This is a genomic window from Haloferula sp. BvORR071 (assembly GCF_000739615.1).
Taxonomy (GTDB): Bacteria; Verrucomicrobiota; Verrucomicrobiia; order Verrucomicrobiales; family Akkermansiaceae; genus Haloferula.
Map to the genome: position 1 here is coordinate 308,691 of NZ_BATP01000022.1, position 19,665 is coordinate 328,355.

Here is a 19,665-nt window from a genome sequence, read left to right on the forward strand (position 1 = left end):
TCCTCACGGTGCCAGCGTCACCTGCACGCGCATGAAGCGATTGGGAGCGCTGCCCTGCGCCACGCTATCACGGTAGGTCACGGTCTCGGTGCCGTCGCCGTTGTTCAGCGGGCTGCCGACGAGCACCGCGCCGCCGGTCCAAGTCCCGGGCAAGTCGCCATTGACCTGCGGAGTGTAGGTGAGCTCCGGCGCGGCAAGTCGACGCCGGAAGCTCAGTGTGAGGTAGGGCGTGCCGCCAATGCTCTGCAAGGCACCCACCGGTGCATTGATCAGGCTCGCGTTCCTCGGGGTCATGTTGAAGGCGAACTCCAGCAGGTTGGAGTAGCCGTCGCCATCCGGGTCCGCGTTGTCGCCGCTGATCGCCGCATTGCTGAGTTCACCGGCGGTGAAGTTCGCATTCCGCCAGGCCTGATAGGCAGTGACTGAGGCAGCATCACTGATGCCAACCGTTGCTGATTGGATCCCGCCGAGAATCGCTCCGCCCATCAGCGGCTGACCAATGTTCACAGTGAAGCTCTCGCCGCTTTCGGCGAGGGCGTCGGTCGTGATCGGAACGGTGATGGTCTTGCTGCCACTGTCGCCATCGGCCCAAGAAACCGTGCCCTTGGTCGCCGTGAAGTCACTCAGGCCAGCACTGCTAATGACTGTGGAGTAGTTCACACTCACCGCGCCGAGGGAGCCACCCGTGCGGCTCACGGTCAGCGATGCGTTGTTCCCTTCAGTCGCGTCGAAGCTACTGGAGCTGAATTGCAGCGTTCCGGGCGAACTGGACAGACCGCTGAAGATCCGCCACAGCGGCCCTTCCCCGGCGCCTTGCAGCGCGGCCCAATCACTGCCGAAGACCAGCCTGGTATCCGACTGCATCGCCAGCGAGTTCACCTCCGCATCCGGGCCGCCCGCCGCCACGAAGGCGGTGTCCACCACCCCGGCAGGACTGAGACGCACCAGGTTCGAGGCAGCGCTGCCATTGAAGGTCGAGAAGACACCTCCGATCACGATCTGGCCATCGGGCTGCACCAGCACCGCGTTGCAGGTGCCGTCCGAGGTCCCGGGGAAGCTGGAATCGAGGGCTCCGGTATCCGTGAGCTTCGCAAAGCCTCCACGGGGGACGTTGTTGTAGGCACTGAAGTTGCCCACAATCAGGATCTTCCCGTCAGGAGTCACCACGATGGCATAGATCGAGCGCAGACTGTTGGTGTTACCGGCCACCGTGGGGCCCTGCACGACCCCGTTGAAGGCGGCATCGAGTGCACCGTTGACATCCACCCGACACAGGCCCGGCTCGAAGCTGGGGCCGCCCGAGAAGTAGAAGGTCCCGCCGATCAGGAGCTTGCCATCCGGCTGCAGCGCCAGCGAGTTCACCCACCATCCGCTGCTATCCCCGAAGTCAGGACCGGTGAAGCTGTTGTCCACGCTGCCGTCCGGATTCAGGCGAGCCACGTATTCACGCGCAGTGCCATTGTAGCTGGTGAAGTTCCCGCCGATCAGGATCTTCCCGTCCGGTTGGACCAGCACCGCACGCACGGTGGCGTTCGCTCCCGTGCCCGGGTTAAATCCCAGGTCGAGCGAGCCATCCGTATTGAGACGCGCGACGCGGTTGCGGGCGGTGCCGTGCATGTTGGTGAAGTTGCCGACCACCAGGATCTTGCCATCCGGCTGGCAGGCGATGTCGTTCACGTTGGCACCGGCATTGACCCCTCCAGCGGCAAAACCATTGTCCACACCGCCGGTCGCAGTGATCCGCGCGATGCCGCCGCGGGTCGTGCTCTCGATCTGGTCGAAGTATCCGCCGATGATGATCTTACCATCTGGCTGCACCAAGGACTTGATGACCGAGCTGTTGATGAAGGTGGCGGCGAAGGCCGCATCGTTGGCGCCAGGCTCGGCGATGTTCACCGTGGTCGCGGCATTGTCCACGATCACCCCGCCGGAGGGCGAGCTGAGCGTGACGCTGAAGTTCTGGATCCCCTCCGAGACAGCATCGCCCACAATCGGAATCGTAACCGTCTTGTCGGCCGCGTCACCGTCCGCCCAGCTCACATTGCCGCTGCTGGCGGTGTAGTCGGAGGGGGCGGTGGCGGAGCCGTTGGAGGTCGCCCAATGCACGCTTACCGCGCCGCTATTGTTGTTGCTGCGCGTGAGCGTCAGCGTCGCGCTGCCGCCGTTCTCGTCCACGGTGTAGCTCGACTGAGTCCAAGAGACACGCGGCTGGAAGGCAACCTGCACGTCCAGGTATTCGTTCGCTCCACTGCCGCCACGCGCCACGGTGGTCAGGCTGATGCCCGCAGCGCTGTCATCGAAGGTCTGCCCCACTGCCAGCGGTGCATCGCTGACGTTGCTGCCCGGGGTATTCAGATCCAGCAGAATGCCGTTGGTATTCTCATTCGCACCCCACACGACATAGGCACCGTTGTCGAAACTGGCATTGCCTGAGCCACGGCGGTAGCCGATCCAGTAATCCTGCGTACGGTTGCGCACCACTTTCAGGGCGAGCGCATTGCTGAGATTCGCGGCCGGGTCATCGAAGCGATAAACGCGGAAGGTGCCACCGCTGCCGATGGTGGTGACCGCCGTGTCCGGCAACCATTGGGCGATGCTCTTGTTCCAGTGGCTGAACTCACCACTGGAGCCGCTGGCGCTACCCATCACATCGCTGTTGTCACCATACTCGACCAGTGCGCCCGCAGGAGAGACCGGATTGCCATCGGTCACTTGCCACGAGCTGGCGTGGTTCAGGCCATAGTTGTGGCCGATTTCGTGGGCCACGACGCCGAAGTGATAGGCGCCATTGATCCAGAAGCTCTTGCCCGGCGTGGAGCCCAGACCACCGTAAGTGATCTTGCTGTTAGGAAGGCCGCTCAGATTGCTGAACACCACGCCGATGCGATCGTAGTTGTCGAGATTGTAGCCCGCGCTGGTCGCCGCGGCTTCCGCATGCGTGTGGAGCAGGCTGGAATTCCCGGTGCCGCCGACCGGACCGTAGTTCGCATAGCTGGCCGCGGTGGCCGGCATCCGCAGCACTGGCGTGACATCCGGCGAAGCGCCGCCGCTCACCGGAGCGATGCTGAGGGAGGTCTGCCCATAGCTACACTTCTCGTAGTATTCCTTCGCTCCGCCGGAGGTATTGAAGAGATCTACCGCATACTGGGGCGTGACGACTTCGCTGCCGAAGCTATTGACCGGCGTGCCCACCAGGTCGGAGAAATCCACGCGGATGATCAGCACTTTCTTCGTCCCGTGCGTCCAAGCATAGGAAGGACGGCCGCTCACCGCACTTGAGCCCTGGCTGCCGTTGGCCAGCAGCACCTCACCGCTGACGAGCTTTCGCTCCAGCGTGGCGATGTGGTTCGGCTTGCAGACCACTTGCACTTCGCCATTCACCTCCACCGCATGAATCTCGCCGGCGTTAAAGGGAGCATTGTCCGTCACCGGCGTTTTGATCCCGGAGATCGCACAAACCTCTTCCACCTTGCGGCCAGCCGCGGATTCACCAGACTCCAGAACCCGCAACGGTGAATCGCTCAGAGCCAGCGATCCATCCAAGGCGATGCCGACGATGGAGATGTCCGGCAGGTAGTTGAGCTTCGCGCGCCGTCCATAGGAGAAAGCTTCGTATTCGCTGCCATTCACCAAGGCATGGCGGCTGTATGGCTGGATCGGCGTGGTGCGGCCGGGAGCCGGCGTCGCGGCCAGCAGCTCCACCGAGCCCCGGCCGGAAACCCGCTCTTCTAACAACGCTGTAATCTCCGCCGGAAGCTGGGCCCGGACCATCACTGGCACCGCTGCGGCCAGTGCTTGCTCCGGTGCCTTACGGATCATCTCCGCGAGCACCACGCGGCGAGCGCTCGCGACGGCGATACCATCCTGCAAAATCTGCGCACGCTCGGCGTGCGGCAACGCCACGTAGCGCTTTGCCCATCCCGCAAAGGCAGCCAGCTCCGGCTGCTGCTGCGCTTGCCACCGCGAACCGATCACCGTTCGCGCTGCTGCGCTGGAAGCATCCACCACCAAATCCGGCTCCGGTCTTTCGGGACGGGCGGCCACCGGAACTTCACTGGATGCCGCGTCCCTCGCGGACATCGCAGCGAGCGGTTCAGCGGAATTTCTGTTAGATAAATACCAAGCCGCGGGAAGGACGATGGCAGCGGTCAGAGTAGCAGCAACAGCACGCGAGTGGGAGCGGGAAAGAGGAGGCATAGGTGGGAGTGGGTGGACGCGCGAGACGGCTTCCCCATGGGACACGCCTGCCATCGCAGCCTCGGCAGGCTGCACCAGCAGAGCCGAAACACCAGCCAAATTGACATTCAGCTGGCCCGTAACAACCACCCTAACAGCAAGAAACGAAAACGGCCAAGACGGAGAAATCCGCCTCGGCCGTAGATCACTCGCGGGTCTACCTTAGTGGAAGAATCCGCCCTTGAAGCTGATCTGGTCGTGGCTTTCGCTGCCAAGCATGGCGGTCTCGGCCTGATCCATGGTGAGGTAAACCTTGGGCACCCAAGAGATGAGCGTTGCTTCTCCCTGGCGGGAAGTCGCCATCACCGCACTCAATGACACCGTCAGGCACATGATCGCTGCGGGTAGGCTCGGATAATGATAGCGTCGGCGGTTCGGGCGCGCGAAGCGTCCGGCGAGCATTTGGTTTACCTCGGCTGGGTCACCGGGGGCGTAGGGGACAAACGGAAGCGCATCGGCCTCCGCAAACGAACCTTTCACGGTCGTTGTCATGGGGGAGTGGGGGGTTTTGGTTTGGGACAGCCCAAAGAGAACGGGGGTCGATCTCTAGGACGACCGCATTATTCGAGGCCATCGACTTTCTCCCATTACGCGATCGCGTAGTACTGGTTTATTTTCTGGCCAAGACGAATCAAGTTAGATCGAAAATCGAACAAAAACAGCAACTCACTCATCTTCAATACACTGAAGATAAGCCGCATTAATTTACCAACATCATCCCGTAGGCGCGATTTTTCACTCCGGGAGCGCGAAGGCCACGTACGAATCGCCGCTCTTGGTTCCCATCTTCCCTCCTCCGCAGGCCACGACCACGTACTGGCGGCCCTTCACCGTGTAGGTCGCAGGGGTGGCATAGCCACCAGCGGGTAGCTTGGTCTTCCAGAGTTCCTTGCCGGTCTTGCGGTCAAAGGCACGCAGATGTTCATCCCGGCTGGCAGCGATAAAAATCAGGCCACCGGCGGTGATGACCGGTCCGCCGTAGTTCTCCGTGCCGGTCTGGGGAATGCCCTTGGCGGTAAGTTCGGGATACTCCCCGAGCGGGACACTCCACTTGCGTTCACCCGTGTTCAGATCGATCGCGTTCAAGGTGCCCCAAGGCGGCTTCACCGCGGGGTAGCCTTGCGGATCGAGCCAGCGGTTGTAGCCGGTGGTCGAGTAAGGCACCGCCGCAAGGCCGCCACTGCCGGGTTCCTCCTTATGACCCGCGTCATTGGCGGCCGGTGCCACCTCGCCGAAGAGGTAGTCCACCACCTTGGCCCGCTGGGCATCTGTTAGAAAAGCGAAGGAGGGCATCACGTTCTTGCCGGTCTTCAGTACCGCATGCACATCCGGCTTCTTGAGGCGTGCGCCAATGTCCACTAGCGAGGGCACGTTCTGCGCCGGGTTGCCCTTGCGGTCGGCGCCGTGACAGGCGGCGCAGATCTGCGCGAAGATCGCCTCGCCGCTGGCTGGAGCCGCGCCGCCTTCAGTCTTGGCCGGGACCATGGTGAGGATCCAAGGCATCTCGTTGGCATTCACATAGAGGATACCATCGGCATCGGCCGCGGCACCGCCCCACTCCGCGCCACCGTCGAAGCCGGGAAAGATGATCGTCCCCTGCTCGCTCGGCGGTGTGAAGGGTGCATGCTTGCGGACTTGGGCAAGGCGGCTCATCACCGCGGCCCGTGCTTCCGGCGAGACATCGGTGACCTGCGATTCATCTAACACCTGCCGAGCAAAGGGCGCAGGCTTCAGAGGCAAAGGCTGGGTGGGCCATGCCGACTCGCCCTGCAAATCCGAGGGCAGCACCGGCTTCTCCTCGATCGGGAAGAGCGGCTTACCGGTCTCTCGCTCGAAGACGAAAACGTGGCCCGATTTGGTGACCTGCGCCACGGCATCGATGCTCTTCCCGTCCTGCTTCACGGTCACGAGGTTCGGCGGCGCGGGCAGATCGCGGTCCCAGAGATCGTGATGCACGAACTGGAAGTGCCAGCGGTACTTGCCGGTGGCGGCATCCAATGCGATCAGGCAGTTCGCGAAGAGATTCTTGCCAAGGCGGTCGCCACCCCAGAAGTCGAAGGCCGCCGAGCCGGTCGGGCAGAAGACCATGCCGCGCGCTTCATCCAGCGCGAAGCCGGTCCAGACATTCGCGCCGCCCACCGACTTGTGAGCTTCCGGCGGCCAGGTCTCGTAACCCGGCTCTCCCGGCAAGGGGATCGTATTGAAGCGCCAGACCAGCTCGCCCGTCCTCACATTGAAGGCGCGGATGGGGCCGGGTGCAGCGGGCGCGGGGCCCTCGCCGAGTCGCATGCCCATAATGAGCAGGTCCTTGAAGATCACTCCGGGGGTATTCGCGGCGAGGTAGAGGCCGCCGGCATTCGGCCCGAGGCCGTCCTTCAAATTGAGGCTACCTTCCTTGCCAAAGCTGGAGATCCGCTTGCCGGTCTGCGGATCGATCGCGTGGAGGAAACAGTCATTCGCGAAGAAGAGCCGCGCCTCCTCCTCCTTCTCGCCCGGCCAATAGACCAGACCGCGGTTCACGCCGCCCTTCGGCATGCCCACGGATTTGGGATCGAAGCTCCACTTCTTCTCCCCGGTGGCAGCATCCACCGCAAAGAGCTCGAAATCCGGCGATGTGCCGTAGAGCACGCCGCCTATCACCAGCGGGTTACACTGGATCTGCGCCGCTCCGCCGGAGTGGTAGGTCCAAACTTCTGTTAGCTTGGTGACATTCTCGGGCGTGATCTGCGCGGCGGCGGAATAGTGGCTGCTGGTCTTGTCCCCGAGATAGGCGCTCCAGTCCTGATCCTTCTCTTGGGCAGATGCGGCAGTGGCGGCAAAAATCAGGGCGAGGCAGCAACGGTTGATTTGCACCTCACCTCAACGGCAGGGCAGAGGCCTAGCCTTTCACCGCTGACCCACCTCATTCCGCGTAAGGCGCAGCCCATGCGGGATGCCCGTCCTTCACGGCGTAGGCGGCCACGCTGCCCTTCCGGTCACCGCTCACTGTATCGAACAACTCAATCGTGGCCGGGCCGTGCTCGGCGCGAGACTTGGTCACCACGTTCTTGCCGCCGTTCACGAAGCGCCACTCCTCCACCACCGGCAAGGCAGTGCGGATGGACGTCAGCGGCGCCCCCTTCTCCGTCACCATCAGGCCGCCCGAAACCACGCGCGCGCGGTAGCTATTGCCGGGGCCATCCATCGGGATTTCCTCTACCGCCGGCTCACGCGAGGTCCTAGTCATGCCACCGCAGGAGGCGAACACACAGCACGCGAGGGGCAGCACAAGGAAGAGAGAGAATCTCATGAGCGGAGATGGTGGAAGTATTTCCGGGGCGGGCCCTGCCGTCACGGCTTATCACGAAGATGGATCAATTTCAAAAGTTCCGCCGAAAAGCCCGAGGCCGAAAGCAGCCGATCCTCAGGTCCGTCCACCATCGAGATCCGGGCGGCACCCGCAGTCGCCTGATAGTCGTAGCAAACCATCCCGGCAGGTCCGGCCACCGTGATCTTGAAGCGGTCAGGGTAGCTTAAGCGCCCCTCACCCGGACCGGCCGCAAGATCGGCGGATAGAGCCTTCTCCAACAATTCTCCTTCCCCGGGGGCAAGTTCGAGCGCCACGCTCTTCGAGGGCTTGTTTCCCAGATTGTAGGACACCAGCACCCTCTCGGCATCCTTGAAGTATCCCGCGAAGCTCAGCACCCGCGGCGGCGGCCCGGAAATCGGCATCTCTTCACGGGGCGCGATCAGGTAGCCAGCGGCAAAGCAAACGAAACCGAAGATCAGGAGCCAAACAAACTTCATGCGAGTCGCGCCTTATCTCTCTGCCGCGGTTTTGCGAAGTCAAGCGGGCTCACTGCCTCAACGCCGGTTCGGTAGCGCCGCCAGCTCGCGCAAGGCCGCGACCGTGATCATCGCGATGCCTCCGAGCTCCAGAATCCAGTTCATCTTCATCCCCGCGACCTTGGTTTTGAAGAAGGCATCCACGTGGTGAAAGGAGATCGCCCGCACCACGATGAAGGTCAGCGTGAAGAGCAGGCCGAAGGCGAGCAGCTTGTGCCCCTGGATGAAATCCCGGAAGCGCCAGAAGAACCACGCGCCGAATACCGCAGCCCCGGCGATCACCCCGATCACGAACCACTTCTGCACCCCGCGCCGCTCGCCATACCAGTCGCCCTCCTTCGCGACTTCCCGGCCGAGGTCGGTGAACAGCGACTGGAGGTCGAGCTGCTTGTTGATACAGAGCGCCGCCATCACAATCGCCACCCAGATCCAGATCTTTCCGCGCTTGTCCGGTCCGCTCTTCTTCCCAGCGCGCCATGCGAAGAAGGCCGCCAGCGCGTAGGCGAAGACCGTGAACCAGCCCATGAAGCCCGGATCGCCGATACCGGGGCGCCACTTGATATGAAGCAGTAGATCCATCGCTCGTGGGGGAGGCTTCTTTCCCTCTCTCACCACGTCGCGGATGTCGATGGATTTTCCCGGTTGGAGACGAGTGGAGTCGCCCCCCGTCCTGCTCTCAAAAGAAAAAACCGGGACCGCCCATCCCCCCGGATCAGGCAGTCCCGGTTAGATCAAACCGGATGCGCGTGTGTGTGTCGTGTCAGAGCAAGGAATTCAGCGCAGCGGGCGGCAGGGCGGCGAATTCAGCGCGCCGGGGTCCCCCCGGACCCCGGCAGCACCTGAATACTACGTTTGCCGACAACCTGGAAAGCGTCGGGCACGGCGCATGTCAGGTCCCCCGACCCTTGATGCACCGAACCCGTGGAACCGGCCGATTGACAGACGGTGCCGGCTTGGGGCTCCACGAGCGAGGTCCCCCGACCCTGCTTCGCTTCGCATCCTTCGCGATTGGCAACCGTTCCCCCCGCCAAGCGGGCCGGTGTTTGTTGAAAAAATGGTCGGCACCGGGGAGCTTTCGCTCCCGACGGTGCCAAGACGAGATTCATCCCGGCGTAAGCCCTGTCCGCTCGGAGCGCACCCCCCGGAACGTCCGTACCGGTCAGGGTCTCGTTGGGAAGGAAGCTCGTCATTACTGAACCAATCGCAGTCGACTCAGGTCGATTTCCAAAAAATGTGAGAAATTTTTGAACGCGGATGATCCGCGGTGTCTAATGTTTGGGGTTTCAGTGATTTACGGAAAATTCGATTTCCCGCGAAAATCTCGAAATGTGGCCCAGAGCCACTTCGGGACGGGACCCGACCCGGCATCCCCCACTCCAAAATAGCGAACGGGCGCGATCCATACAGATCGCGCCCTCTAAATCGCTTCAGCCAAGCTGCCTCCGGGATCAGAGCTGCAGCCCGTAGCTGCGGCCGCCGATGCCCTCATACCAGCGCACATACGCGGCATTCACCGTGGAGTAGCCGCCGGCGGTGGGATAATCACCGGTGAAGTACCAGTCTCCGCAGGGCCCCTTGATCGAGGCATGCAGGTCATCGATCTTCTGGAAGATGACCTGAACCTGGCCGTCCCACTCGATGTCCTCAGGCGAGACCATCCGACTGATCTCCGCGGAGATTTCTTCCGGTGTGAAGGCTTCATAGACCCCCTTCACACGGTTGACCATTTCGCCCGTGGGCTTCTTCAGCTCAGTACGACATTCATCGTAGATGCGGTCAAGAAGCGCTTGGTTGCCGGCACGGCGGTGCAGTGCCACGGCTGCCTGGAAGGCGATGAACTTGCCGAGCTCCGACATATCGATGCCGTAGCAATCCGGGTAGCGGATCTGCGGCGCGGTCGAGCAGACCACGATCTTGCGCGGCGAAGTGCGGGCAAGGATCTTGAGAATCGACTTCTTGAGTGTGGTGCCACGCACGATCGAGTCGTCCAGCGCCACCAACACGTCATCCTTGCGGACCACGCCGTAGGTAATGTCGTAAACGTGCGAGACCAGTTGGTCGCGGCCCTTCTCCTGGGCGATGAAGGTCCGCATCTTGATGTCCTTGTGCGCGATCTTCTCGCCACGCGGCCAGTTGCGGAGAATCAGATCATCCAGCAGTTCCGGGGTGAGCGTGCCATTCGCCTGGGCCTCGAGGATCGATGATCTCACCTCCTGCCGGCGGAACAGACGCAGGCCATCCATCAGACCGTAGTAGGCCGTTTCCGCGGTGTTCGGGATGAAGGCGAATACCGCCTTGTCGAAAGAGCCGTCGATCGCCTCGGTGACTTGCGGCACCAGCGCGGCCCCCATCGCCTTGCGCTCGCGGTAGATCTGCGGGTCGTTGCCGCGGGAGAAGTAGATCTTCTCGAAGGAGCAAGGCGTGTACTTCTGCGGCGGCGAGAAGGGCTTGTCGGTGTAGCTGCCGTCCGACTTGATAGTGATGATGCTGCCGGGATCGACGGCCTTGACCTGCGAGGCATCAGCCTCGAACACGGTCATCAGCGGCACCCGCTCGGAGGCAAAGGCGATCACCTCGTCCGTCACCAGCATGTGGCAGGGACGGATCCCGCGCGGATCGCGCATCACGAACATGTCGCCATTGCCCACCACGCCACAGATCGAATAACCGCCGTCCCAAGGCTGGGCGGATTCGCCGACGATGCGGGCGAGATCGAGCTGCGAGGAAATGCGGTCCGGCATGTCGCGGCCGTCGACTCCCTCGTCGCGCAGCTTGCGGTAGAGATCGGTGTGAGCCTCATCCAGATGGAAGCCGATTTCTTCCAGCACGGTCTGGGTATCGGTGCCGAAGACCGGGTGCTGCCCGCGCTCGACCAACACCTGGTTGAGCTCCGCGGCATTGGTCATGTTGAAATTGCCCATGACCATGAGCGTGCGGGTCGGCCAGTTGCTGCGACGCAGGTAGGGATGGCAGGAGCCTTCGTCGAACTCGCCGGAGGTTCCATAGCGCAGGTGGCCGATCAGGACCTCCGCCCCGAAATCGTAGTGAGCCTTGACCGATTCCGGCTTGGTGGGATCAAGAATCCCTTTCCGGGCCAGCTTGTGGTAGGTCTTCATCTCCTTGCGGAAGATGTTGGCCAAACCATCACGCTCGCTGTCGCGGCGCCGGAAGATGTACGGCTGGCCCAGCGGCATGTTCAGCTTGGCGCAGCCGATGCCGACTCCGTCCTGGCCGCGGTTGTGCTGCTTCTCCATCAGGAGGAACAGCTTCTGGAAACCCCACAGCGCGGTGCCGTAGCGGTCGTAATAGTAAGCTAGCGGTTTGCGGAGCCGGACGGCGGCGATTCCGCATTCGTGCTTCAAAAAGTCGCTCATCGGGTAGTGCTAGGGCCTCACTCGCCGCGGACTTTCACCCGAACTCCCTCGGTGTCAACCAAGGTCCCCAGAATCGTGCCGCCGGGACCGGCAGCAAGGATCTTCTCCGCCTCGCTAGGCGAGACGATGGCCACCCACCCGATGCCCATATTGAAGGTATGGAAGCGGTCTTCCGAATCGACATGAGCGAGGAGCTTGTCGATTCCGGGCAGCTCCCAAGCGGGGATTTCCAGATCCGCGCCGAAGCCGCGGAACAGGCGCTCCAGATTCTCCGGCAGGCCGCCGCCGGTGATGTGGGCAAAGGCCTTCGGTTTCACTCCGGCGGCGCGGATGTCGCGCACGACGTCATGATAAAGTCGGGTCGGCTCGAGGAAGCCGCGCAGTTCATCCTCGCTCACGCAGCCGGGATGCTCGCGCAGCACACGGCGGACGAGGCTCCAGCCATTGGCGTGGATACTGTCGGACTTGTAGCCGACCAACACGTCACCGACTTGCAGCGTGGAAGGATCCACCAGCTCCGGCTTTTCCGCGCAGCCGATGCAGAAACCGGAAAGCTCGATCACGTCCGGCGGGACGATTCCCGGCATTTCCGCAGTCTCGCCGCCTGCCAGGATGCAATCGCAGGACGCAAGGTAATCGCACATGCCTGCGATCAGGCGGGTGATCTTCTCTTCATTCAGCGCGGCAATGCCGATGTAATCGAGGAAGAGCAGCGGATCGCCACCGGTGGTGAGAATGTCGTTCACGCTCATCGCCACCAGATCCTTGCCGGCAATTTCCAGCAGGTCGTGCTCGAGCAGTAGCTCCAGCTTGGTTCCCACGCCGTCGCAGCCCGTCACGATCACCGGCTCCTTATAGGAGCTCAGATCGTAACATGCGGCGAAGAGCCCGAAAGCCCCGAGGAGCTTGCGGTTCTGCTGCGTGCGAGCCACGTGGCTCTTAATGTCACCCACCAAGGCGGCCGCTCTGCGCGTGTCCACCCCGGCCTGCTGGTAAGTCAGCTTTGATCCCATGCGTTCGGCTCGGTGAGCGGGTTGTGACAGCGCCCACCGGGGCGGTCACGCGGAAAATCCACGGATTCCACTCTGATCACCGAAACTTGCTGCAAGCTCTTGATAATAAACCCCGGCAGCCCGATCGAAAGCCTGCAAACACCGAGATGATCGAACGGGATGTGTGGCAGACCTCCGCATAGGGTGCCTCAATGTATCTCCTTAATATACGCGATCACGGAATATCAGGAACGAGGAGAGCGACCTAGCTTGCCTGAGCAGTCGGCTACGGCCCTCCCCCCGACCGACTGCGCTCCAGCACACGGCTTTCAAAAAAATCAGCGTGCCAAGTCGGCAAAAACCACGAATCGGACCCTGAAATTCCGCGTCATGGCGAAATTGACCTGCTAGATCCGGGTTTTTCCCACTTTCCGGACTTCGCCTAAAGGCTGATGACCAAGATGTTTGGAAAATGTTCAAAAATTTATTGCCTAGTTCGCAAAAAATTCATAAAGCCTAGACCCAACGGGACGCCGGATATTTAATTAATCTTGAATATCTGCCCGCAATCGCTAGAAACCGCAACTATCACGTTGCATAGAGCATGAATCTGCAATCGCCACAGTTGAAGCTCGAAGCAGGCCTGACCATTGGTTATGGCAAGCCTCTCGCAACGACCGCCGAGGAGATCCTCCTTGGCAGCGGAACGCATTTCCTGATCGCTCGTAACGGGCGCGGCAAGACCACCCTGCTGCGGACGATCTCCAAGACCCTGAAGCAGCTGAAGGGCTCGTTTGAAGCGGAAGGCAAGATCCAGTATCTGCCGGAAGACCTTCGCTTCGACCCCGAGATCACGGTGGCTGGCATCTTCAGCGCGATGCTGCCGAAGGCCCGCTATAAAGAAGCGCTTGATCTGGCTGCCTCCCTCGAACTCGACGTGCGGAAGCCCTACGGCAAACTTTCCACCGGCAACCGCCGCAAGACCAACCTGATTGTCGCCGAGTACTCGATCGACGAGAAGCGCGGCAACATCCTGCTGCTCGACGAGCCCTTCAGCGGCCTCGACGCCTATGCGCGGGAGATTTTCGAGGACATGTGGCGCAAGAGCTCCGGCACGGTGCTGCGCCTGGTGAGCTGCCACCCGGACTACGACTCGATGGGGATGCCCAGCGCGATCGTGATCCAAGGCAGCGGCATCCACCACACGACCGGCTCCGCGCAGACGTGGAGTGAACTGAAACAACAGCTCAACTGACCGATCGACATGCGCCTTTTCCGACTCACTACCTCCACACTCTTCCGACGCAAGTCGTGGGTGGTCTGCGCCTTCGTCGTGGCGGTGCTGCCCTTCCTGCTGGTGCAAATTTCCGGCGGCACGGAAAACCCGGCGCTCCTAAAGCCGGCGCTCGCGCAAGCGACTTGGGCGATGACCCTGCTGTCTTCAATCTTCTGGGGCTTCTTCACCGCCTCCAAGCAAGGTGAGTCCAATGCCCGCTCCGGTCTGGGCGAGTATTTCCTGACCACCGGCGTCTCCGCCACCCGCCAGCTCTTTGAAATGTGGCTGTCGGTCTTCACCTTCCTGGCACCGCTGCCCTTCATTTCCGCCGCGATCTGCATCTTCGCCGCCAGCCCCTCGCTGCCGGACGAGCGCAGCATGTGGCTCCAGACGAATTTCCAATACGCGGTCCTGTTCCTGCTGGTGATAGCTCCATTGGTGGCTCTGGCCAGCGCGGTCGCCTCGCGTTTTGGCAGTATCACCGGCTTCCTGACTTCCAGTGCGCTGGCGATCTACGGACTCTACGGTGTCGGTTACCTGAAGCTGCTCGGCAATCTGGATAAGAGCAGCTTCGCCAAGTGGCTCTGGACGAGCTCGCCGCACTATCACTTTGCCGATCCGACCGAGCGCCTGCGTTACAAGCTCGGGGAAATCGCCTGGGACAAGTTCCCGCTGCTATTGGCCTACTTCGGCGGCATCCTTCTGGTTTACGCGGCAGTTTCGCGGCTCGTCTTTAGAGCCCGCACCACCGCCTGAACCGGTCCCGGTCCCACACCAGCCACCCCTCCCAACTCCCAAAGCTGTCCCAGCCATGAATCCTCGCACCCTCGTGATCACTTCTGCGCTCGCCGTCGCTGGCGTATCGCTGTGGTCTTACGGTGCCTCGAAGCTGGTTGCCTCCGGTGACTTCGACTTCCGCCCGAATCCGCTGGGCATCAAGGAGAGCCCCTACGGCCAGGTGGTCGCACTTGCCGTCCAAGGCGGAATCGATTCCGACTGGCACGGCGTGGAATCCGCCGGTGGCGAGCATTTCTGCCCGGACTGTGGTCACAATCACGGCGACGGCGAAGGCGACGAAGCGTGCTCGGCCAAGCACATCGACGATCCTAACAGCTTCATCGGCCGCCTCGAAACCGCGGTCACCGAGCGCACCAACAGCCGTTCCGCCACTCCGGGCCACAAGTTCTATCTCCGCCGCCAGGTGGAAGATCGCCTGAAGTTCGCCTACCTTCTGGATCCTGCCAACTACGCGAACTACAACGCCTATCATCTCTTCCTCACCGAGCCTTCGGTCGGCACCCGCCCGGTCCTGACCGACAAGGTGATCGAGCTGGCCCGCATGACGGTGACCTACTGCCTGAAGGAAGACTCCGACCCGCGCCCGGCACTGACTGCCGCTTCCGCTTCGGCGAACATCCTGGAGCTGATGTTCCTGCATAAGGATGAGTTCACGATCGAACAGATGCGCGGGCAGCTCGAGATGCTCGACTATACCCTCTCCAAGAACCGCGTGCTGACCTCCCGCTGGAAGGAGTCCGGCGATCTGGAGCGGATCTCCAAGGCCCGCCTCACCGAAATGGAAGGCCGCCTGACTTTCCTCAGCAAGGTTCAGGAAGCCTCGGTCAAGACGATCGAGCGATTGTCCGGAACGAGCTCGCAGATCAGCTCCAAGTTCTAACACCAGTCACCCTTTTACTCCCCGCCCCATGTTCACCGCCGTCCACGAACCGCCACCGCTGCCCGCCAGGAATACTCCTGTCGCCCTGCCGCGCTTCGCGCCGGGCATGGATGGCACCACGCTGCTGGCGATCATCTTCCGCACCTGCAAGGAGCTGCGCGTCTCGGACATCCAGATGCGCACCGACCGCCCGGTCTACATCCACACCAACAAGGGCGTGGAGAAGCTCGACTTCCTGGGCGTGCTGGGCTCCGCCCACCTCGACGAGATCCTCAAGGCTCTCATCTCGAACCGCGAAAGCGCCAGCCACGGCTTCGGCGAGGAAGAGAACCTCAACGAGCGCGTGGAAGACAAGATCGCCAACGCGATCCGCGATTTCGCTGAGAGAAAAGTGGCCGACTTCTCTTGCGATGGCATCCCGATGGGCGAGAATGGCGAGCGCTCCGGGCGCCTGCGTATCCAAGCCCACTTGAGCGCCTCCGGACTCGGCATCACCTGCCGTATCCTGAATGACTTCATCCCGGAGCTGGAAAGCCTCGGCATCGACCAGGACACCAACTACGTGCTGCGCCAGGCAGTGCAGAAGCGTGCCGGCCTTTGCCTGGTCACCGGCCCTACCGGTTCCGGTAAATCGACCACCCTCGCCGCACTGATCGACTGGCTGCGCCGCAACCACGGCAAGCACATCGTGACCGTGGAGGACCCGATCGAATACCAGTATCCGGACGACATGGAAGATCCGGAGTATCCGGGCCGCCGCATCCCCTGCCCCAGCGTCGTGACGCAGCAGGAAGTCGGCCGCGACGTTCACTCTTACCGCCAAGGCCTCAAGGACGTGCTGCGTAAAGCGCCGCACATCATCCTGCTGGGGGAAATCCGCGACCGGGAAGCCATGGAAACATGCATGGAAGCGGCACAAACCGGTCACTTGGTGCTCTCCACGCTTCACACCACTGGAGCGGTTAAGACCATCGGCCGTATCCTTGAGCTCTACCCGAAGGAGAACCACTCCGCAGTGCTCTCCCGGCTTGCTGAAATTCTCATCTTCATTCACTCGCAAGGTCTCCTCAACGGAGTCCAAAAGCGGGTCCTGACCTACGAGTTCCTGCAGAACAACGACGACGCCGTCGCCTCTGCAATCACGAACTACGACGGCGGCGCGCGATCACTCGAAGACGTGATCCGCCGCGCCGGTAACATTGAGTGGGATGCCAACCTGCGCCGCCTGATGCGCCAAGGCCTCATCACCGAAAACACCTTCGAGAATGCACGGATGAACCGGGACGACACTGAAATCCTGTAACTCCGCCGCGCATTCTCCCTCCCAGAAGAAAACACAAAGCAAACACTGCTCCTCCACCCAGAAAACACACCCTAGTTAATACATGAAACTGACCAACACCTCCCGCCGCGCGAACAAAGGCATGACCCTGCTCGAACTGACCGTGGTCATCCTCGTTCTGTTGTCCCTCATCTCGATCCTCTTCGTCGGCGCCCGCGCCTGGAAGAAGGGTTCGGACCGTGCGGCCAACATCATGAACATCCGCAACGTTCAACAGGCCGTCCGTGCCCACCAGAACATGCAGGGTCTTCTTGAAGGCGCCGCTCTGGCTGACACCGTGATCTTCGGTTCCGGCCCTGCCACCGAAGGCTACCTGAAGCGCCCGACGCCGCCGGCCTCGACCCTGACCTACACCTACGGCACCACCGTGCCGGCCATCGGCACCCTGTACCTTGCCGTCACCGGCACCAACGCCGCCGACTACGCTCCGGCGACCGGCACCTACGCCGATTGGTAAATTGCACACGTCTCCACCGCCGCCTCGACTCTTCCAGAGCGGCGGTGTGAGCCGCCCTTTGCACCCAGCGAAGGATTAATTCTCCGGCCAAAGACAAACACAACACCCAGACAACACACCAAACATGAAACTGACACGTACCACCAAGCGCGCAAACGGCATGACCCTCCTTGAATTGACGGTCGTCATTCTCGTTTTGCTCTCCCTTATCTCGATCCTCTTCGTGGGCGCCCGCGCTTGGAAGAAGGGTTCCGACCGCGCTGCCAACATCATGAACATCCGCAACGTTCAGCAGGCCGTTCGTGCCCACCAGAACATGCAGGGTCTTCTTGAAGGCGCCGCTCTGGCTGACACCGTGATCTTCGGTTCCGGTCCTGCCACCGAAGGCTACCTGAAGCGCCCGACGCCGCCTGCCACCAGCCTGACCTACACCTACGGCACCACCGTGCCGGCTCTGGGCACGCTGTACTTGGCCGTCACCGGTGCTGACGCAGCCGACTACGCTCCTGCCACCGGCACCTACGCCGACTGGTAAATTGAGCACCCTTTCGACCTGGTCGTAGGACCGGGACGAAACCAGCCATTGTCTCCCGTCCGCTTCCATGCGGGCGGGAGACCCCCTTTCCCTCCAATTCCCCCGCCCCCCGATGCTGTTCCCACCCTTACCCACCCAATCCCTTGGTCGCCTACCAACATCCTTCGGGGCTCAATCCACTGCAGCGCTTCCGCCAAGCCGGCGCGATCCTGCGGGGCACGAGCCGTGCGGTTAATCCCGCCTGGTACCTCAACGCGCTTGATCTGGACCTCCAGCTTCACCTGCGCGTCGACGGCAGCCGCGTGGATTCCTGGATCTTCGACCGCCGCAGCAAGGCATGGTCGCCTGGTCCGGTCCTCGACGAAGCCTGCGCCCTTGATCTTTCCCTGGTTCCGGCCTTCGCCGAACAGGTGCTCGCCACTGCCAAGCAGGCAGGCGCACCCGCGATCGGCCTGATCCTCCACATCGCGGATGAATTCGCGACCTCCGAGCTCAAGCCCGAGCTCGACAATCCCGGCGCGCTGGCCGAACTGCGCGCCCAGATTGAGACCGATCCCAAGGCTGTCCTGGATGACGCCTCGGTCATCGCCGCGGACAACTCGTGGCGCTTGGTTCCCTACCCTGCCGCAGGCAGCGAGGCGATCGCGACCACCCTCTGCCTCAGCCATCGCTGGGCCGGCTTCCTGGATGCACTCCGTCGCATCGGCGAGGAAAAGAATTTCCCAATCGTCACCCGCGGCATCAGCTCGCCGCTGCTGTGCCTAATGGCACTGCCGGATCTGAAGACAGATGCCGTGACCCGGCCGCTGATCGCGATCCTCCCCTATCCGCGCTTCACTCTGCTCGCCTTTTTCAATGAGCATGGTGACCTGCGCCTGCTGCGCACGCTGCAGCACCGCGGCCAGCGCCGCCCGACGAACCTGCGCCACGCGACCTCCACCACCGCTGCGGCCCTGGAACTCGCGGATCCCGAGATCTACCTGTTCCACATTGGCGACGCCACGGATCCCCAACTCGCTGCGGACGTGCAGGTCGTATTCCCCGCCACCTCGATCCACGAGATGGACTGGCAGGGTTCGCGTTTCTTCGAGCCCGCGATGGGAGCCTATTTCCCGGAGCTGCTGATCGCCGCAAATATCGCGACGCCTGCAGAAACTCCGCTGGCCGCCGCTCATACCTTCAGCGATTTCCGCACGGAAGGCTGGGCCAGCCAGGACTTCCTGCCGATCCCGAAGGAAGCCGGCGAGCTCTTCCCGAGCCGCGGTGAGATGAAGCTCCTGCATTCCGCGAAGTTCGCCCGCATCGGCTTCGCCGCCGTGGCCCTGCTCGCACTCGTGTGGGTGATGATGGGGATGATCGCCATGATCCGCCAGCCGGAGTGGGCCTTCAACACGGAGAACTCCCAAGTCGGCAAGCAGCGCCTCACGATGGTGACCGCGGAACGCACCCGCATCGAGCACTGGGACAATCTCCTGGAAGACCGCTCGAAGGCTTGGGTCTCGATGGAATTGCTCTCCTCGCTCTTCCCACCGAAGAGCGGTGCACTGACCAAGACCTTCTCCCACAACGTCCGCACCGAATCCGCTCCGGCCCAAGCCAAGATCGGCTTCGTGAAGGAATGGAAGATCACCGGCCTCGCCCGTGAAGATGCCTTGGAGCGCCTGTCCGTGATGAACACCCGCGACGGCATCTCTGCGATCTTCAACGAGGTGGCCAACATCACTGGCAACGAGGCATTCCGCACTGACGTCGGCGCCCGCAGCATCGTCGTCAACGTGAAGACCCTGGAGAACCCGGGTTACAAGCCCGCTCCGCCGGAAGAAGCACTCGATATCGACGAGAGCTCCTACCCCTTCTCCTTCGACCTGACCATCATCCAGCGCTTCGAGTCCTCGGACCCGATGGCGGTGAAAGCATCCAAGGCCCCGTAAGCCACGGCACCTCTAACCG

General features: G+C 62.2%; 15 protein-coding genes. 7 read left to right on the plus strand and 8 right to left on the minus strand.

Features of this window, described 5'->3' with window-relative positions:
* Positions 1 to 3: 3 nt before the first annotated feature.
* The 8 genes from BV071_RS32835 to purM form a co-directional block, all read right to left on the minus strand.
* The gene (locus BV071_RS32835; RefSeq protein WP_052573164.1) at positions 4 to 4,080 is read right to left on the minus strand and encodes a Calx-beta domain-containing protein; all 4,077 of its coding nucleotides are present in this window, start codon (positions 4,078 to 4,080) and stop codon (positions 4 to 6) included.
* A 318-nt stretch (positions 4,081 to 4,398) separates the two neighbouring features.
* On the minus strand, positions 4,399 to 4,728 hold the full coding sequence (locus BV071_RS11450) for a hypothetical protein (protein ID WP_035606597.1): 330 nt from the start codon (positions 4,726 to 4,728) through the stop codon (positions 4,399 to 4,401).
* 243 nt (positions 4,729 to 4,971) lie between these two features.
* The gene (locus BV071_RS11455) at positions 4,972 to 7,089 is read right to left on the minus strand and encodes a PQQ-binding-like beta-propeller repeat protein (protein ID WP_035606600.1); all 2,118 of its coding nucleotides are present in this window, start codon (positions 7,087 to 7,089) and stop codon (positions 4,972 to 4,974) included.
* A gap of 49 nt (positions 7,090 to 7,138) precedes the next feature.
* A complete protein-coding gene (locus tag BV071_RS11460) occupies positions 7,139 to 7,525 on the minus strand; it encodes a hypothetical protein (protein WP_265594341.1) in 387 nt (128 codons plus the stop codon).
* Between the two features lie 41 nt (positions 7,526 to 7,566).
* Positions 7,567 to 8,022, minus strand: coding sequence for a hypothetical protein (locus tag BV071_RS11465; RefSeq protein WP_035606604.1), 456 nt, complete (start codon positions 8,020 to 8,022; stop codon positions 7,567 to 7,569).
* A 57-nt stretch (positions 8,023 to 8,079) separates the two neighbouring features.
* Positions 8,080 to 8,640, minus strand: coding sequence for a hypothetical protein (locus tag BV071_RS11470; RefSeq protein WP_035606607.1), 561 nt, complete (start codon positions 8,638 to 8,640; stop codon positions 8,080 to 8,082).
* An 869-nt stretch (positions 8,641 to 9,509) separates the two neighbouring features.
* The gene (locus BV071_RS11480; RefSeq protein WP_035606613.1) at positions 9,510 to 11,435 is read right to left on the minus strand and encodes an amidophosphoribosyltransferase; all 1,926 of its coding nucleotides are present in this window, start codon (positions 11,433 to 11,435) and stop codon (positions 9,510 to 9,512) included.
* Positions 11,436 to 11,452: 17 nt separating this feature from the next.
* Positions 11,453 to 12,448, minus strand: coding sequence for a phosphoribosylformylglycinamidine cyclo-ligase (purM, locus tag BV071_RS11485; RefSeq protein WP_035606616.1), 996 nt, complete (start codon positions 12,446 to 12,448; stop codon positions 11,453 to 11,455).
* Positions 12,449 to 13,031: 583 nt separating this feature from the next.
* Here purM and BV071_RS11490 point away from each other — a divergent pair.
* From BV071_RS11490 to BV071_RS11520, 7 genes are all read left to right on the plus strand, one after another.
* The gene (locus tag BV071_RS11490; protein WP_035606619.1) at positions 13,032 to 13,682 is read left to right on the plus strand and encodes an ATP-binding cassette domain-containing protein; all 651 of its coding nucleotides are present in this window, start codon (positions 13,032 to 13,034) and stop codon (positions 13,680 to 13,682) included.
* Between the two features lie 9 nt (positions 13,683 to 13,691).
* Positions 13,692 to 14,459: a hypothetical protein gene (locus tag BV071_RS11495; protein ID WP_035606623.1), complete on the plus strand. Its 768-nt coding sequence runs from the start codon at positions 13,692 to 13,694 to the stop codon at positions 14,457 to 14,459.
* A 55-nt stretch (positions 14,460 to 14,514) separates the two neighbouring features.
* Entirely contained in the window at positions 14,515 to 15,381 is an 867-nt protein-coding gene (locus tag BV071_RS11500) for a hypothetical protein (RefSeq protein ID WP_035606626.1), read from the plus strand.
* A 28-nt stretch (positions 15,382 to 15,409) separates the two neighbouring features.
* Positions 15,410 to 16,684 (plus strand): ATPase, T2SS/T4P/T4SS family, encoded by a 1,275-nt coding sequence (locus tag BV071_RS32840; protein ID WP_052573165.1) that lies wholly within the window; start codon positions 15,410 to 15,412, stop codon positions 16,682 to 16,684.
* 82 nt (positions 16,685 to 16,766) lie between these two features.
* Complete coding sequence (locus BV071_RS11510; protein ID WP_035606629.1) at positions 16,767 to 17,180, plus strand: prepilin-type N-terminal cleavage/methylation domain-containing protein; 414 nt, start codon at positions 16,767 to 16,769, stop codon at positions 17,178 to 17,180.
* 124 nt (positions 17,181 to 17,304) lie between these two features.
* Complete coding sequence (locus tag BV071_RS11515; protein ID WP_265594342.1) at positions 17,305 to 17,715, plus strand: hypothetical protein; 411 nt, start codon at positions 17,305 to 17,307, stop codon at positions 17,713 to 17,715.
* Positions 17,716 to 17,858: 143 nt separating this feature from the next.
* On the plus strand, positions 17,859 to 19,646 hold the full coding sequence (locus BV071_RS11520; protein WP_035606636.1) for a hypothetical protein: 1,788 nt from the start codon (positions 17,859 to 17,861) through the stop codon (positions 19,644 to 19,646).
* Positions 19,647 to 19,665: the final 19 nt, after the last annotated feature.

Bases quoted from the DNA above. Each gene is read 5' to 3' on its own strand.
- BV071_RS32835 (WP_052573164.1), bottom strand. From the start codon at position 4,080: ATGTCCGCGAGGGACGCGGCATCCAGTGAAGTTCCGGTGGCCGCCCGT.
- BV071_RS11450 (WP_035606597.1), bottom strand. From the start codon at position 4,728: ATGACAACGACCGTGAAAGGTTCGTTTGCGGAGGCCGATGCGCTTCCG.
- BV071_RS11460 (WP_265594341.1), bottom strand. From the start codon at position 7,525: ATGAGATTCTCTCTCTTCCTTGTGCTGCCCCTCGCGTGCTGTGTGTTC.
- BV071_RS11465 (WP_035606604.1), bottom strand. From the start codon at position 8,022: ATGAAGTTTGTTTGGCTCCTGATCTTCGGTTTCGTTTGCTTTGCCGCT.
- BV071_RS11470 (WP_035606607.1), bottom strand. From the start codon at position 8,640: ATGGATCTACTGCTTCATATCAAGTGGCGCCCCGGTATCGGCGATCCG.
- BV071_RS11480 (WP_035606613.1), bottom strand. From the start codon at position 11,435: ATGAGCGACTTTTTGAAGCACGAATGCGGAATCGCCGCCGTCCGGCTC.
- purM (WP_035606616.1), bottom strand. From the start codon at position 12,448: ATGGGATCAAAGCTGACTTACCAGCAGGCCGGGGTGGACACGCGCAGA.
- BV071_RS11490 (WP_035606619.1), top strand. From the start codon at position 13,032: ATGAATCTGCAATCGCCACAGTTGAAGCTCGAAGCAGGCCTGACCATT.
- BV071_RS11495 (WP_035606623.1), top strand. From the start codon at position 13,692: ATGCGCCTTTTCCGACTCACTACCTCCACACTCTTCCGACGCAAGTCG.
- BV071_RS11500 (WP_035606626.1), top strand. From the start codon at position 14,515: ATGAATCCTCGCACCCTCGTGATCACTTCTGCGCTCGCCGTCGCTGGC.
- BV071_RS32840 (WP_052573165.1), top strand. From the start codon at position 15,410: ATGTTCACCGCCGTCCACGAACCGCCACCGCTGCCCGCCAGGAATACT.
- BV071_RS11510 (WP_035606629.1), top strand. From the start codon at position 16,767: ATGAAACTGACCAACACCTCCCGCCGCGCGAACAAAGGCATGACCCTG.
- BV071_RS11515 (WP_265594342.1), top strand. From the start codon at position 17,305: ATGAAACTGACACGTACCACCAAGCGCGCAAACGGCATGACCCTCCTT.